At 56.6% G+C, this 15,432-nt stretch carries 9 protein-coding genes and 3 tRNA genes; 6 read left to right on the plus strand and 6 right to left on the minus strand.

The window, feature by feature from the left end; genetic code table 11:
* Nucleotides 1-69 precede the first annotated feature (69 nt).
* From ptrA to recD, 3 genes are read left to right on the plus strand one after another with little or no spacing between them, the layout of a single operon-like run.
* Nucleotides 70-2,952, plus strand: a complete 2,883-nt coding sequence (ptrA, locus tag AC2FAK_RS05295; RefSeq protein WP_095454974.1) for a pitrilysin — start codon at nt 70-72, stop codon at nt 2,950-2,952.
* Nucleotides 2,949-6,491, plus strand: coding sequence for an exodeoxyribonuclease V subunit beta (gene recB / locus AC2FAK_RS05300; RefSeq protein WP_095454975.1), 3,543 nt, complete (start codon nt 2,949-2,951; stop codon nt 6,489-6,491). Before ptrA ends, recB begins: the two co-directional genes overlap by 4 nt.
* Nucleotides 6,488-8,308, plus strand: coding sequence for an exodeoxyribonuclease V subunit alpha (gene recD / locus AC2FAK_RS05305; RefSeq protein ID WP_095454976.1), 1,821 nt, complete (start codon nt 6,488-6,490; stop codon nt 8,306-8,308). The genes recB and recD overlap by 4 nt, the downstream gene beginning before the upstream one ends.
* 54 nt (nt 8,309-8,362) lie before the next feature.
* Here recD and argA read toward each other — a convergent pair whose 3' ends face one another.
* Nucleotides 8,363-9,694: an amino-acid N-acetyltransferase gene (gene argA, locus AC2FAK_RS05310; RefSeq protein ID WP_013098542.1), complete on the minus strand. Its 1,332-nt coding sequence runs from the start codon at nt 9,692-9,694 to the stop codon at nt 8,363-8,365.
* Nucleotides 9,695-9,921: 227 nt separating this feature from the next.
* On the opposite strand from argA, the gene amiC reads away from it, so the two are divergent.
* Nucleotides 9,922-11,175 carry an N-acetylmuramoyl-L-alanine amidase AmiC gene (gene amiC, locus AC2FAK_RS05315; protein WP_013098541.1) on the plus strand — a complete coding sequence of 418 codons (1,254 nt, stop codon included), beginning with the start codon at nt 9,922-9,924 and terminating at the stop codon, nt 11,173-11,175.
* Between the two features lie 88 nt (nt 11,176-11,263).
* On the opposite strand, the gene AC2FAK_RS05320 is transcribed toward amiC, so the two are convergent.
* From AC2FAK_RS05320 to AC2FAK_RS05330, 3 genes are all read right to left on the minus strand, one after another.
* Nucleotides 11,264-11,340 (minus strand) — tRNA-Met (locus AC2FAK_RS05320).
* 33 nt (nt 11,341-11,373) lie between these two features.
* Nucleotides 11,374-11,450, minus strand: a tRNA-Met gene (locus AC2FAK_RS05325).
* 34 nt (nt 11,451-11,484) lie between these two features.
* A tRNA-Met gene (locus AC2FAK_RS05330) sits at nt 11,485-11,561 on the minus strand.
* Nucleotides 11,562-11,770: 209 nt separating this feature from the next.
* On the opposite strand from AC2FAK_RS05330, the gene mltA reads away from it, so the two are divergent.
* Nucleotides 11,771-12,868: a murein transglycosylase A gene (gene mltA, locus AC2FAK_RS05335; protein ID WP_014833112.1), complete on the plus strand. Its 1,098-nt coding sequence runs from the start codon at nt 11,771-11,773 to the stop codon at nt 12,866-12,868.
* Between the two features lie 76 nt (nt 12,869-12,944).
* Nucleotides 12,945-13,751 carry a tRNA cyclic N6-threonylcarbamoyladenosine(37) synthase TcdA gene (tcdA, locus tag AC2FAK_RS05340; RefSeq protein WP_014833111.1) on the plus strand — a complete coding sequence of 269 codons (807 nt, stop codon included), beginning with the start codon at nt 12,945-12,947 and terminating at the stop codon, nt 13,749-13,751.
* Here the strand turns inward: tcdA and csdE are convergent.
* On the minus strand, nt 13,742-14,188 hold the full coding sequence (gene csdE, locus AC2FAK_RS05345; protein WP_023622033.1) for a cysteine desulfurase sulfur acceptor subunit CsdE: 447 nt from the start codon (nt 14,186-14,188) through the stop codon (nt 13,742-13,744). The genes tcdA and csdE overlap by 10 nt on opposite strands.
* A complete protein-coding gene (gene csdA / locus AC2FAK_RS05350) occupies nt 14,188-15,393 on the minus strand; it encodes a cysteine desulfurase CsdA (RefSeq protein ID WP_095455276.1) in 1,206 nt (401 codons plus the stop codon). The genes csdE and csdA overlap by 1 nt, the downstream gene beginning before the upstream one ends.
* Nucleotides 15,394-15,432: the final 39 nt, after the last annotated feature.

A 15,432-nucleotide genomic window follows, 5' to 3' on the forward strand; every position in this document is an offset into this window, starting at 1 on the left:
AAAGAAAGAGATGCTGGCGTGTCCAGCACGAAGTTTGTTAATGATGTAGCCGTGATAAAGAGGTCGTTAATGCCAGGCAGCACCTTGTTCAAAGCGTTTGTTTTGTTTGTCGCCCTTTGGGCTCCCGTCACTCAGGCAGACTCCGGTTGGCAACCCGTTCAGGAAACTATCCGTAAGAGCGAAAAAGATACCCGTCAGTATCAGGCTGTCCGCCTTGATAACGGGATGACCGTGCTGCTGGTTTCCGATCCGCAGGCGGTGAAATCCCTCTCGGCTCTTGTAGTACCCGTTGGGTCGCTGGAAGATCCCGAAGCGTACCCGGGTCTTGCGCACTATCTGGAACATATGACGCTGATGGGGTCCAAAAAATACCCCCAGCCGGATAGCCTCTCCGAATTTCTGAAAATGCATGGCGGCAGCCACAACGCCAGTACGGCACCGTATCGGACGGCGTTTTATCTGGAAGTCGAAAATGATGCGCTGGAAGGGGCGGTGGATCGTCTCGCCGATGCCATTGCCGCACCGCTGCTGGATAAAAAATACGCTGACCGTGAACGTAATGCCGTCAATGCTGAATTGACCCTGGCCCGCACGCGAGACGGTATGCGCATGGCGCAGGTGAGCGCCGAAACCATCAACCCGGCGCACCCTGGATCCCGTTTTTCCGGGGGTAACCTCGAGACGCTGAGTGACAAACCAAACAGCCCGGTGCTTGATGCGCTGCACGCGTTTCGCGACAAATACTACTCCGCCAACCTGATGAAAGCGGTTATCTACAGCAACAAACCGTTGCCAGAACTGGCTGCCATGGCGGCGCAGACCTTTGGACGGGTACCAAATAAAAACATCGACCTGCCGCAGATAAACGTACCGGTTGTCACCGACGCGCAGAAAGGGATCGTGATCCACTACGTGCCCGCACTGCCGCGCAAGGTGTTACGCGTTGAGTTCCGCATTGATAACAATACCGCACAGTTCCGCAGTAAAACGGATGAACTGGTCACCTATCTTATTGGTAACCGCAGCCCGGGAACGCTTTCTGACTGGCTGCAAAAGCAGGGGCTGGTGGAAGGGATCCGTGCCGACTCCGATCCAGTGGTTAACGGCAACAGCGGTGTGCTGGCGATTTCCGCCACCCTGACCGACAAAGGGCTGGCGCACCGTGATGAGGTGGTCGCGGCTATCTTCAGCTATCTCTCGTTGCTGCGCGATAAAGGCGTCGATAAACGCTACTTTGACGAACTGGCACACGTGCTGGATCTCGATTTCCGCTATCCGTCCATTACCCGCGACATGGACTATGTTGAGTGGCTGGCGGATACCATGATCCGCGTGCCGGTTGAACATACCCTGGACGCGGTCAACATTGCCGACCAGTATGACGCTGAGGCGATAAAAGCGCGCCTGGCAATGATGACCCCACAGAATGCCCGCATCTGGTACATCAGCCCGAACGAGCCGCATAACAAAACGGCCTATTTCGTGGATGCCCCTTACCAGGTGGATAAAATCAGTGAGCAAACGTTCGCAAACTGGCAGAAAAAGGCCAGCGAGATCGCGTTGAAGCTGCCGGAGCTGAATCCCTACATCCCGGATGATTTCTCCCTGATTAAAACTGCGAAAGCATACCCGCATCCGCAGCTTATTGTTGATGAGCCGACGTTGCGCGTGGTGTATACCCCAAGCCACTACTTCGCCAGCGAGCCAAAAGCCGATGTCAGCGTTGTTCTTCGCAACCCGAAAGCGATGGATAGCGCCAAAAATCAGGTGATGTTTGCGCTCAATGACTATCTGGCCGGTATCGCGCTTGACCAGCTCAGCAACCAGGCCGCGGTGGGTGGAATCAGCTTCTCTACCAACGCCAATAACGGACTGATGGTCAATGCAAACGGCTATACCCAGCGTCTGCCTCAGCTGTTCCAGGCGTTGCTGGAGGGCTATTTCAGCTACACGCCAACGGAAGAGCAGTTTGAGCAGGCGAAGTCCTGGTATGCGCAGATGATGGATTCCGCTGAGAAAGGCAAGGCGTACGATCAGGCGATTATGCCGGCGCAGATGCTGTCGCAAATACCCTATTTCCAGCGTGAAGATCGCCGGGCGCTGCTGCCATCCATCACATTAAAAGAGGTGCTGGCCTACCGCGACGCGCTGAAAACTAACACACGTCCGGAGTTTCTTATCGTCGGCAACATGAGCGAGGACCAGGCCAAAACGCTGGCGGAGAACGTACGTCAGCAGCTCGGTTCAAAAGGCGACGAGTGGTGCCGTAACCAGGACGTGCTGGTTGAGAAAAAACAGAATGTGATTTTTGAAAAAGCAGGTAACAGCACGGATTCCGCGCTGGCCGCCGTGTTTGTTCCTACGGGCTATGATGAATTTGCCAGCTCTGCGCAGAGTGCCGTTCTGGGACAAATTATACAGCCGTGGTTCTACAATCAGCTGCGCACAGAAGAGCAGCTTGGCTACGCGGTCTTTGCATTCTCCATGAACGTTGGCCGCCAGTGGGGGCTGGGTTTCCTGCTGCAGAGCAGCGATAAACAGCCCGCTTATCTCTGGCAGCGTTACCAGGCTTTCTTCCCGCAAGCGGAAGCTAAACTGCGAGCCATGAAGCCGGATGAGTTTGCCCAAATCCAGCAGGCCGTCATCGCGCAGGTGATGCAGCCGCCTCAGACGCTGGGTGAAGAAGCATCCCAACTGAGCAAAGATTTCGATCGCGGTAATCTGAAATTTGATTCGCGTGATAAAGTAGTGGCCGAGATAAAACAGCTGACGCCTCAGAAGGTTGCCGACTTCTTCCATCAGGCGGTGGTTAAACCGCAGGGAATAGCCATTCTGTCTCAGGTTTCTGGTAGCCAGAACGGAAAAACGGACTACGTTAACCCGAAAGGCTGGAAAATCTGGAAGAGCGTCAGCGCCCTGCAGCAATCTATGCCCTGGAGTAAGAAAGAATGACCGACACCGCTGAGTCCCTTGATCCCTTACGTTTACCTCTGCAGGGTGAACGATTGATTGAAGCCTCAGCGGGAACGGGAAAAACCTTCACTATTGCCGCGCTTTATCTGCGTCTGTTGCTGGGCCTTGGCGGCCAGGCCGCTTTTCCGCGTCCGTTAAGCGTGGAGGAGCTGCTGGTGGTGACCTTCACCGAGGCCGCCACCGCTGAGCTGCGCGGCCGTATCCGTGCCAATATTCATGAACTGCGTATCGCCTGTCTGCGCGAAAGCACGGATAACCCTCTCTACGCGAGCCTGCTGGAAGAGATTGCCGATAAACAGCAGGCCGCACAGTGGCTGCTTCTGGCTGAACGGCAAATGGACGAGGCCTCTGTCTTCACCATCCACGGTTTTTGCCAGCGCATGCTGAGCCTGAATGCGTTTGAATCCGGCATGCTGTTTGAACTGCAACTTATTGAAGATGAGTCTGAGCTTCGCTACCAGGCCTGTGCTGATTTCTGGCGTCGCCACTGCTATCCGTTACAGCGGGAGATCGCCGAAGCGGTACATGCGTTGTGGAAAGGCCCTGAGGAGCTTCTGCGCGCCATTGAGCGCTATCTGCAGGGGGAGGCCCCGGTCATTAAATCTCCACCGCCTGCGGATGAAACGCTGGCCTCGCGCCATGAAAAAATCGTCGCGAAGATTGCAGCCGTTAAGCAAAAATGGATTGAGTCTGTCGGCGAGATCGACGCCATTATCGAAAACTCCGGGATCGACAGGCGCAAGTTTAACCGTGGTAATCAGGGGAAATGGATCGATAAGATCACTGCCTGGGCGCAGGAAGAGACGCGCGGTTACCAGCTCCCGGATGCGCTGGAAAAATTTTCCCGGCGTTTTCTGGTTGAGCGAACCAAAGCCGATGGCATTGTCCCGGAGCACCCGCTGTTTGTTGAGATTGAAACCCTGCTGGCAGAGCCATTAACCCTTAACGACCTGATGATCACCCGCGCCATGGCGGAGATCCGTGAAGCGGTGTCGCGTGAGAAACGCCGCCGGGGTGAGCTGGGCTTTGACGATATGCTAAGTCGCCTGGACGCGGCGTTGTGCAGTGAAAATGGCGAGGCGCTTGCTGCCGCCATCCGCACGCGCTTTCCGGTGGCGATGATTGACGAATTTCAGGATACCGATCCCCAGCAGTACCGCATTTTCCGCCGCATCTGGCGACAGCAGCCCAACACGGCACTGTTGCTCATTGGCGATCCAAAACAGGCCATTTATGCCTTCCGTGGGGCGGATATTTTCACCTACATGAAAGCCCGTAGCGAGGTGGCGGCGCACTACACCCTGGACACCAACTGGCGCTCCTCGCCGGGGATGGTGGAGAGCGTCAATGCGCTCTTCAGCCGCATGGATTCGGCGTTTATGTTCAGGGAAATTCCTTTCCAGCCGGTAAAGTTCGCCCCCAGAAATGCTTCGTTGCGCTTTGAATTCAACGGCGTGAACCAGCCCGCCATGAATTTCTGGCTGCTGGACGGCGAGGGGTGCGGCGTTACGGACTATCAACATGCGATGGCTCAGCACTGCGCCGCGCAGATCCGGGACTGGCTCAGCGCAGGTACGCGCGGCGAGGCGTTGCTGTGGAAGGGGGACACATCAGCCCCGGTAAAAGCATCCGATATTACGGTGCTGGTGCGCAGCCGTCAGGAGGCGGCGCTTATCCGTGATGCCCTGACGTCACTGAACATCCCGTCCGTGTATCTCTCTAACCGCGATAGCGTCTTTGAAACGCTGGAAGCGCAGGAGATGCTGTGGCTGCTGCAGGCCGTGCTGGCGCCGGAGCGGGAAAGCACCCTTCGCAGCGCGCTGGCAAGCAGCATGCTGGGAATGAACGCGCGCGATATTGATGCGCTAAATTGCGACGAAGCCGCCTGGGATGCGGTGGTCGAAGAGTTTGTGCAGTACCGCGAGCGCTGGCAAAAACGCGGCGTGATGGCGATGCTGCGTGAACTGATGAGGCAGCGTCACATTGCCGAGAATATGCTCGCCACAGCGGGCGGCGAGCGCCGTCTGACCGATATTTTGCATATCAGCGAACTGTTGCAGGAGGCGGGCACGCAGCTGGAGAGCGAGCATGCCCTGGTGCGCTGGCTGGCGCAGCAAATTGCCGATCCGAACAGTAACTCGTCGAGCCAGCAGATGCGTCTTGAGAGTGATAAACATCTGGTGCAAATCGTCACCATTCACAAGTCGAAAGGCCTGGAGTATCCGCTGGTCTGGCTGCCGTTTATCGCCAATTATCGGGTGCAGGATCAGGCTTTTTATCACGATCGCGAGTCGTTCGAAGCGGTGCTCGATCTCAGTAAAGCAGAGTCCAGCGTTGAACTGGCCGAGACCGAGCGCCTGGCCGAAGATTTACGCTTGCTCTATGTGGCACTGACCCGCTCGGTCTGGCACTGTAGTCTGGGTGTCGCGCCGCTATTCCGCCGCCGTGGCGAAAAGACAGGTGAGACCGATTTTCATCTGAGCGCGCTGGGCAGGCTGATTCAGCTCGGCGAACCCAAAGATGCGGCAGGGTTGCGTCTGTGTATAGACTCACTCTGCGGGGAACATATTGCCCTGCATATTCCGTCGCAACCCGATAACAGCCGCTGGCAACTGCCAGAGCAGCAGGCGTCTGAGCTGCATGCCCGGCAGATTACGCGAACCGTTGCAGACGACTGGCGTGTGACCAGCTACTCCGGTTTACAGCAGCACGGGCAGAGCATTGCGCAGGATCTGATGCCTAAGCTTGACGTGGATGCCGCAGGAACCGGAAGTGTGCCGGATGAACCGGTGCTGACTCCTCATCAATTTCCGCGCGGGGCGTCACCGGGCACATTTTTACACAGCCTGTTTGAAGAGCTGGATTTCACGCAACCTGTCTCTGAGGAGTGGGTGCTGAAAATGTTGCAAAGCGGCGGCTACGACGCGCAATGGCAGCCGGTGCTCAGCGAATGGATCACCGCTATCCTTCACGCCCCGCTCACGGCACAGGGTGTTTCGCTTAGCCAGCTGACCGCCAGAGATAAGCAGGTGGAGATGGAGTTTTATCTCCCCATCGCCAGCCCGCTAAGAGCCGAGGCGCTGGATGCGCTGATCCGCGAGCATGACCCGCTATCAGCCGGTTGCCCGCCACTTAACTTCCGTCAGGTTCAGGGGATGCTGAAGGGCTTTATCGATCTGGTGTTCCGCCATAAAGGGCGTTACTACCTGTTGGATTACAAATCGAACTGGTTGGGTGAAAACAGCGAAGCCTATACCCAACAGGCGATGGCCTCTGCCATGCAGATGCATCGTTACGATCTGCAGTACCAGCTGTATACCCTGGCGCTGCATCGCTATCTGCGTCATCGCATTGCAAATTACCGCTACGAAGACCATTTTGGCGGGGTGATTTACCTTTTCCTGCGCGGGGTGGATGCCGCCGATCCGCAGTCTGGTATTTTTAGTACGCGCCCGGACGCGGCACTGATTGAGAAAATGGACAGTTTATTTGCCGCAGGCACGGAGGAGTTGGCATGACGATGCAGGAATTACTGCTGGAAGCCGTAGAACAGCGTTTACTGCGCCATCTTGATGTGCAGTTCGCCATCATGGTGGCTGGCGAGCAGCCGGCCGTGATGCTGGCTGCCGCTATGCTGAGCAACGACGCGGGGGAAGGGCATGTCTGCCTGCCGCTTTCGCGCCTGACCATTGATGAGAAAATGCCTTCGGCTCTTCAGTCCTGTTTTGCCCTGCTGGGCGAGTCGGTAGACTGGCAGAGCGTTTTGCTAAGCTCTCCTGCTGTCAGCAGAGCCGATACCCAGACGCCCATGATCCTTATTGGCGACCGGTTGTACCTTAACCGGCTGTGGCGTAATGAACTGACGGTAGCGCGCTTTTTCAGCGAGACAAACGCGCCGCTTCCCTGTGAAGAAGCGCGGCTCCGGCAAACGCTGGATGCCCTGTTTACCTCAGATGAGGCGACAGACTGGCAGAAAGTGGCGGCGGCCGTCGCCTTAACGCGGCGGATCTCGGTGATCTCGGGCGGACCGGGCACGGGTAAAACCACCACCGTGGCAAAACTGCTTGCCGCGCTGATTCAGCTGTCGGGTGAGCAAAAATGCCGTATTCGCCTGGCGGCGCCCACCGGCAAAGCGGCGGCCAGGCTGACGGAGTCGTTAGGTGGCGCGCTGCAAAAACTGCCGCTCACGCAGGAACAGCTTGCGCTTTTCCCCAGTGAAGCCAGCACCCTGCACCGGCTACTGGGTGCCCAGCCGGGCAGCCAGCGCCTGCGTTATCATGCCGGAAACCCGCTGCATCTTGACGTGCTGGTGGTGGATGAAGCGTCGATGATCGACCTGACGATGATGTCGCGGCTGATTGACGCCTTACCTCCCCACGCGCGCGTAATTTTCCTGGGCGATCGTGACCAGCTTGCCTCGGTGGAAGCCGGGGCCGTGCTGGGCGATATCTGCACCTATGCGAGTCTTGGGTATACCGCGGAACGTGCTGAGGAGTTAGCCCGCCTCACCGGATGTTCGCTCGCAGCCGAAAGTCAGTCTCTCGCGGCGGCGCTGCGAGACAGCCTCTGTCTGCTGCAAAAAAGCTACCGGTTCGGGAGTGATTCCGGCATTGGCCAACTGGCGGCGGCCGTGAACAGAGGGGATCGGCATGCGACCAGTGCCGTTTTTGACGGCAGCTTCAGTGATATTGAGAAGAAATCGCTGCAAACCGGGGAAGAGTATCAGGCGATGCTGGATGATGCCCTGCTGGGCTATCAGCACTTCCTGACGAGCGTGCAGCAGCAACATACGCCTGCGCAGGTCATTGCCGCGTTTGGCGAATATCAGCTGCTGTGTGCGCTGAGGGAAGGGCCTTTTGGCGTCAGCGGCCTCAACGACAGGCTTGAGCAACTGCTTGCGCAAAAGCGCAAAATCACCCGCACGCCGCATTCACGCTGGTACGAAGGTCGGCCAGTGATGATCTCCCGTAACGATAGCGCGCTGGGGTTGTTTAACGGCGATATTGGCATTGCGCTTGACCGTGGACAGGGTCTACGCGTCTGGTTCCTGATGCCGGACGGAAGCGTGAAGTCTGTGCAGCCCAGCCGCTTGCCTGAACATGAAACAGCATGGGCGATGACGGTACACAAGTCCCAGGGCTCGGAGTTCAACCATGCGGCGTTGATCCTGCCCACCCAGCTTTCACCCGTGATTACCCGCGAGCTCATCTACACCGCCATCACCCGCGCGCGTCAGCGCTTGTCGCTCTATACCGACGAGCGTGTGCTGGTGCAGGCGATTGCCACCCGTACAGAACGGCGAAGCGGCCTGAGCGCGATATTTGAGTCCCTCTGAATGAGGTGAGAAAGAGAGGCCGGGCCGGCGCAACGCCACCCGGCGAAGGATCTGTTATCCCAGGTCGGCCATCAGCACCTTTGAGCGGCGTTGATAGTTGTACATCTCTTTTTTACTTTCAGGCAGCAAATCAATATCCACAGGCGTAAATCCGCGCTCCTGGAACCAGTGAATACTGCGCGTGGTCAAAACGAACAGCTTGCTCAGGCCCATCTGGCGCGCCTGAGCCGCCACGCGCTCAAGCAGCATCTCGCCGCGTGAAGAGCTGCGGTAGTCTGGATGGACGGCAACGCAGGCCATTTCGCCGATCTTCTCCTCCGGGAACGGATAGAGCGCGGCGCAGGCGATGGTCAGATTATCGCGCTGGATAATCGTAAATTTGTCGATCTCCATTTCCAGCTGTTCGCGGGAACGGCGTACCAGGATCCCTTGCTGCTCCAGCGGGCGAATTAACTCCAGAATACCGCCGATATCGTTAATGGTGGCGCGGCGGATCTGCTCCGCGCTCTCCATTACAATCTGGGTGCCAATACCGTCGCGGGAGAACAGCTCCTGCAGAAGGGCACCGTCTTCCTGATAGCTGATCAGGTGGCTGCGACGCACGCCGCTGCGGCAGGCTTTCACAGCACCGCGCAGGAAACGAACGGTACCAGAGTAGTAATCTCCCTCGGCTTCCAGCGCTTCCACGCGGGCCTGGGCCTCATTCGGGAAGAGCTCTGGCACGATCACCCCTTCTTCGTTCACGACGCCCTGAGAGGAGCAAAACCCAATCATTTTCTCCGCCTTCAGTTTGATCGCCAGCTGGGTGGCAATCTCTTCTGAAGTGAGGTTAAAGCTCTCGCCGGTTACGGAAACGGCCACCGGCCCCATCAGCACAATGGCACCGCTGTCCAGTTGACGATGAATGGCTTCCTCATCAATACGACGAATGCGTCCGCTGTGGCAATAGTCCACCCCATCGTCCACGCCAAGAGGCTGAGCGATGATGAAGTTACCGCTGACGACGTTGATATGCGCCCCCTGAAGCGGCGTGTTGTTCAGGCTCATGGACAGACGCGCGGTGATATCAAGCTGCAGCAGACCCGCTGCCTGTTTCACCAGCTCAAGGGTTTTGGCATCCGTAACGCGGGTATGCTTGTGATAAATCGGCTCGTGATGGTGTGCGGCCAGGTTCGCATCGATCTGCGGACGCGCACCATACACCACCACCAGGCGGATGCCGAGGCTGTGCAGCAGGCCAATGTCATTGACGATGCTGGAAAAGTTTTCATGCTCAATGGCTTCGCCGCCGAGCATGATGACAAACGTTTTTCCCCGATGGGCGTTGATATAGGGAACAGAATGGCGGAATCCCTGGACCAGTTCGGTTCTACGTTCCTTCACCATGGCACAACCCTTAATGAATGTTTATTCGTAATTTCTGTATTTTTATTCGATTGTGGCCGCATGTGCAAGCCTAAATTTTCTGCGACCCACAGAAAATAATAAGTAATCCGTGCGTTAACGTATGATTGTTTACCCTTTTATAGATGACAGTTTATGCGTCATTCGTTAAAGTTTTCGGTCAATTTTGATGTTTTGTCTGTCAATCAGATTTCTTGCTCGGGAGAAGCATGTCGGGATCCAATTCAGCAATAAGCCGCCGCCGTTTGTTAAAAGGGGCAGGGGCGATGTGGCTGCTCAGCGTCAGCCAGGTGGGTCTTGCCGCCACAAGTCAGGTGGTGGCGGTGCGCGTCTGGCCGTCGTCAACCTATACGCGCGTGACGGTGGAATCCAATCGGGTGCTGAAATATAAGCAATTTGCCCTGAGCAACCCTGAGCGTGTGGTGGTGGATCTCGAAGGCGTTAACCTGAACTCCGTTCTGAAGGGAATGGCGGCGCAGATCCGCGGTGATGATCCGTTTATCAAATCGGCGCGCGTTGGGCAGTTTGATCCGCAAACCGTGCGCATGGTGTTTGAACTCAAGCAGAACGTGAAACCGCAGCTGTTCGCCCTTGCGCCTGTGGCATCGTTCAAAGAGCGTCTGGTGATGGATCTCTATCCGGCGAATGCAACGGACATTCAGGATCCGCTCCTGGCGTTACTGGAAGACTACAACCAGGGCAATCTGGAGAAACAGGTTCCGCCTGCGCAAAGTGGTCCGCAGCCCGGAAAAGCAGGGCGCGATCGCCCGATTGTGATCATGCTCGATCCTGGTCACGGCGGAGAAGACTCGGGTGCGGTAGGCAAATACCGGACGCGGGAAAAAGATGTGGTGTTGCAGATTGCCCGCCGTCTGAAGGCGTTAATCGATAGAGAGGGCAACATGCGCGCCTACATGACGCGTAATGAAGACGTCTTTATTCCGTTGAAAGTCCGCGTGGCAAAAGCCCAGAAGCAGCGAGCGGATCTCTTCGTCTCTATCCATGCTGATGCTTTTACCAGCCGTCAGCCGAGTGGATCGTCAGTATTTGCACTCTCAACCAAAGGGGCAACCAGTACCGCGGCGCGTTACCTCGCGGACACGCAGAACGCCTCGGATCTCATCGGTGGTGTGAGCAAAAGCGGCGACCGCTACGTCGATCACACCATGTTCGACATGGTGCAATCGCTGACCATTACCGACAGCCTGAAGTTTGGTAAAGCGGTACTGGGCAAGCTGGGGCGGGTCAATAAGCTGCACAAAAACAGCGTCGAGCAGGCCGGGTTTGCGGTGCTGAAGGCACCGGATATTCCGTCTATCCTGGTTGAAACGGCGTTTATCAGTAACGTGGAAGAGGAGCGTAAGCTCAAGACGGCCAAATTCCAGCAGGAAGTGGCTGAGTCGATTCTGGCAGGGATCCGGGCGTATTTCTCTGACGGGGCGACGCTGGCACGACGTGGATAATGCTGAACGCCGGGTTAACCCCCGGCAAATTCACAAACGACAGATACAAAAAAACACCCTTAAGGGTGTTTATTGTTTTTAGAAGTATTGGTTGCGGGGGCCGGATTTGAACCGACGACCTTCGGGTTATGAGCCCGACGAGCTACCAGGCTGCTCCACCCCGCGGCACCGTACTGCTTTTACTTCATCAAATTTGATTGGTTGCGGGGGCCGGATTTGAACCGACGACCTTCGGGTTATGAGCCCGACGAGCTACCAGGCTGCTCCACCCCGCGTCACCGTACTGCTTATACTTCATCAAATTTTAATTGGTTGCGGGGGCCGGATTTGAACCGACGACCTTCGGGTTATGAGCCCGACGAGCTACCAGGCTGCTCCACCCCGCGTCCGTGGAAGCGCACTATACTCGGTTAGGTTTGTGATGCAACCCCTTTTTCACATAATTCATTAATTTTGTATGTAAATTGAACGACATTGAAACCTTTGGACTATTTTTTGCTCAGAATTTGCCAAAGGGCATGTGATTCCGTTTCATTAGAACAGTGGGTTTGTTATCTTCATCACGCGGAAATGGGCAACTTAAAGACGAGATATAATGAAAGGACGTTGGGCAAAGTATCTGATCACGGGCGCAATGGTAGCCATTCTTGCGGCCTGTTCTTCTAAACCGACCGATCGCGGTCAACAGTATAAAGACGGGAAGTTATCCCAGCCTTTCTCTTTAGTTAACCAGCCGGATGCTGTCGGCGCACCGATCAACGCCGGTGATTTCTCCGAGCAGGTTTACCAGATCCGCAATGCGTCGCCGCGCCTGTATGGCTCACAGAGTAGCGTTTATAACGCCGTGCAGGACTGGCTGCGTGCGGGCGGTGATACGCGCAACATGCGCCAGTTTGGTATCGACGCCTGGCAGATGGAAGGGGCGGACAACTACGGCAACGTGCAGTTTACCGGCTATTACACTCCGGTTATCCAGGCGCGACATACGCGTCAGGGCGAATTCCAGTATCCTATTTATCGTATGCCGCCAAAACGTGGCCGCCTGCCGTCCCGCGCAGAGATCTACGCCGGTGCGCTTAGCGAAAACTACGTCCTGGCTTACAGCAACTCCCTGATGGATAACTTCATCATGGACGTTCAGGGCAGCGGCTACATCGATTTTGGTGACGGTTCTCCGCTGAACTTCTTTAGCTACGCCGGTAAAAACGGCCATGCCTATCGCAGCATTGGTAAAGTGCTGATCGACCGTGGCGAAGTGAAAAAAGAAGATATGTCGATGCAGGCGATCCGCGAGTGGGGCGAAAAACACAGTGAAGCTGAGGTACGCGAGCTGCTGGAGCAGAACCCGTCGTTCGTCTTCTTCAAACCGCAAAACTTTGCGCCGGTGAAAGGGGCGAGCGCCGTGCCGCTGATTGGCCGTGCGTCGGTAGCATCGGATCGTTCCATCATTCCTGCGGGGACCACGCTGCTGGCAGAAGTGCCGCTGCTGGATAATAACGGTAAATTTAACGGCCAGTACGAGCTACGTCTGATGGTGGCTCTGGACGTTGGTGGCGCGATTAAAGGCCAGCACTTCGATATTTATCAGGGAATTGGTCCGGATGCCGGTCACCGGGCGGGCTGGTATAACCACTATGGCCGCGTATGGGTGCTGAAGACAGCGCCTGGCGCCGGAAACGTATTCAGCGGCTGATTGTGGTATTCTGAGCGGAATACGGATTACTGTTCAGGGTGAGGAAAAACCTCACCCTTTTTACATCTGAGGTTTTATGTCTGTGGTAATCAGCGACGCCTGGCGCCAGCGTTTTGGCGGTACGGCACGTCTCTATGGTGAAAAAGCCCTGCAGCTGTTTGCGGATGCGCATGTCTGCGTCGTGGGCATTGGTGGTGTGGGCTCGTGGGCGGCAGAAGCGCTGGCGAGAACCGGTATTGGCGCAATCACGCTGATTGATATGGATGACGTGTGCGTCACCAACACCAACCGTCAAATCCATGCCCTGCGTGACAACGTCGGCCTGGCAAAATCTGAGGTCATGGCAGAGCGTATCCGCCTGATCAACCCGGAATGTCGGGTCACGGTGATTGATGATTTTGTGACGGCGGATAATGTCGCAGACTATATGAGTAAGGGCTACAGCTACGTGATTGACGCGATCGATAGCGTGCGTCCAAAAGCGGCGCTTATTGCGTACTGTCGTCGTTACAAGGTGCCACTGGTGACCACCGGTGGCGCAGGCGGACAAATTGATCCCACACAGATCCAGGTGGCCGATCTGGCTAAAACCATTCAGGATCCTCTGGCGGCCAAGCTGCGTGAACGTCTGAAAAGCGATTTTAACGTGGTGAAAAACAGCAAGGGCAAGCTGGGCGTCGACTGTGTTTTCTCGACCGAAGCGCTGGTGTATCCGCAGGCGGACGGCTCGGTGTGTGCAATGAAAAGCACGGCGGAAGGGCCAAAAAGGATGGATTGCGCCTCAGGATTTGGTGCGGCCACTATGGTGACCGCCTCTTTTGGCTTTGTGGCGGTGTCTCACGCACTGAAAAAGATGATGGCGAAGGCGGAACGTCAGGCCTGAGCCTGACGGGCGGCGTCCTGCACCGCTTCGCTAAGGGCGACCAGGCCCTGACCGCGTGAGGCGCTCAGCTGCGCGCGCAGCCCTAACTCATCGAACAGAGCCAGCGGCGAGTGCGCCAGTAGCGTCGCCGCGCTTTTCCCTTCGATGGCGGTTAACAGCACCGCCAGCAGACCGCGAACGATACGTCCTTCGCTGTCGCCAAAGAAATGCAGTTTCTCACCGGATACGCTGAACCCAAGCCAGACGCGGTTTTCACAGCCCGCGATCTCTTTTGCCTGCGCTTTGAGATCGTCAGAAAGGGCCGGAAGCTGCTTACCCAGCAGGATCAGTTGACGATATTTATCTTCCCATTGTGTGAGCGGCGCGAAGGTCTGTTTTAACGTTTCTTCTGTGATCACTGTGCCAAACGGATGTCCGGCTAAAGCTGAGCTAGTCATTAATCCACCAGGAGTTCAAGGGCGCGGTCAACCGCGGAAATCAGCGCGTCGACATCGCTTTGGGTATTGTAAGGTGCAAACGAGGCGCGCAGTGTACCACTCACGCCAAGCGCTGCCAGCAGCGGCTGGGCACAGTGCTGCCCGGCACGCAGCGCAATGCCATATCCTGCCAGCAGGGTCACCATGTCGCTATGGTGTACGCCCGCAAAATCAAAGGCTAACAGGCTTGAATCCTGCACGCGGAACGAACGGAAGCCAGGGCGTTTTTTAAGCTCCTCTTCAGCCAGCGTCGCCAGACCCCGGCTCCAGCTCTCCGCCTGGACAATGTCCGTTTCGGCGAGCCATTCGAGCGCAGCGCTCAGGCCAATGACGCCCGCCACGTTTGGCGTACCCGCTTCCAGCCGGTAAGGGACGTCCTGGGTTTTAAAGCCCTCGAAAGAGACTTCCGCGATCATCTTGCCGCCACCGAGCCACGGCGTCATTTTTGCCAGCAGCTCAGGCTTACCGTACAGCGCCCCGATACCGGTTGGTCCGTAGAGCTTATGCCCTGAGAAGGCATAAAAATCGATATCCAGTTTTTGCACATCGGCCGGGAAATGGACCACGCCCTGCGCGCCGTCAACCATCACTATGATGCCGTTGGCATGCGCGATGCGGATAGCCTGCGCCAAATCCGGGCAGCCACCGGTGACGTTGGACATCTGTCCAAGCGCCAGAATGCGGCTGCGCGGTGTAATCAACTCCGGTAACTGTGCTACATCCGGCAGGTAATCTGTCCCCAGCGGGAGCTTCACCACCCGTGCCCCTGTTTGCTCTGCCACCATCAGCCATGGGACCAGGTTGGCGTGATGTTCCGCTTCACTGACGATGATCTCGTCTCCGGGCTGAAGCAATGGGCGGGCATAACACTGGGCCACCATGTTTATGGCTTCGGTGGTACCCCGCGTCCAGACAATATTTTTCCCGCTTTCGGCATTGATCAGACGAGCAACCTGATCGCGTGCCGCTTCGTAGCGTGCGGTTAAGCGCTGGGCCTCGGCAAACTGGCTACGATGCACATTGCCTGCGCTCAGGCTATAAAACTGCTGCGTTGCCTCAATAACCGCCTGCGGCTTTAAGGCTGTGGCAGCGCTATCGAGATAAATGCCGGCATCGGCCAGCGCCGGAAACTGTGCGCGAAACTGCGCAGGGCTGAAAGCGTTCATGGGATTCCTCATTGCATTACTGAGATCGTCGCGCAATTT

The sequence above is a fragment of the Enterobacter cloacae complex sp. 394F7 genome, assembly GCF_057320385.1.

What these genes read in the sequence shown, in the direction of transcription:
- ptrA (WP_095454974.1), top strand. Translation starts at nt 70, where the DNA reads ATGCCAGGCAGCACCTTGTTCAAAGCGTTTGTTTTGTTTGTCGCCCTT.
- recB (WP_095454975.1), top strand. Translation starts at nt 2,949, where the DNA reads ATGACCGACACCGCTGAGTCCCTTGATCCCTTACGTTTACCTCTGCAG.
- recD (WP_095454976.1), top strand. Translation starts at nt 6,488, where the DNA reads ATGACGATGCAGGAATTACTGCTGGAAGCCGTAGAACAGCGTTTACTG.
- argA (WP_013098542.1), bottom strand. Translation starts at nt 9,694, where the DNA reads ATGGTGAAGGAACGTAGAACCGAACTGGTCCAGGGATTCCGCCATTCT.
- amiC (WP_013098541.1), top strand. Translation starts at nt 9,922, where the DNA reads ATGTCGGGATCCAATTCAGCAATAAGCCGCCGCCGTTTGTTAAAAGGG.
- mltA (WP_014833112.1), top strand. Translation starts at nt 11,771, where the DNA reads ATGAAAGGACGTTGGGCAAAGTATCTGATCACGGGCGCAATGGTAGCC.
- tcdA (WP_014833111.1), top strand. Translation starts at nt 12,945, where the DNA reads ATGTCTGTGGTAATCAGCGACGCCTGGCGCCAGCGTTTTGGCGGTACG.
- csdE (WP_023622033.1), bottom strand. Translation starts at nt 14,188, where the DNA reads ATGACTAGCTCAGCTTTAGCCGGACATCCGTTTGGCACAGTGATCACA.
- csdA (WP_095455276.1), bottom strand. Translation starts at nt 15,393, where the DNA reads ATGAACGCTTTCAGCCCTGCGCAGTTTCGCGCACAGTTTCCGGCGCTG.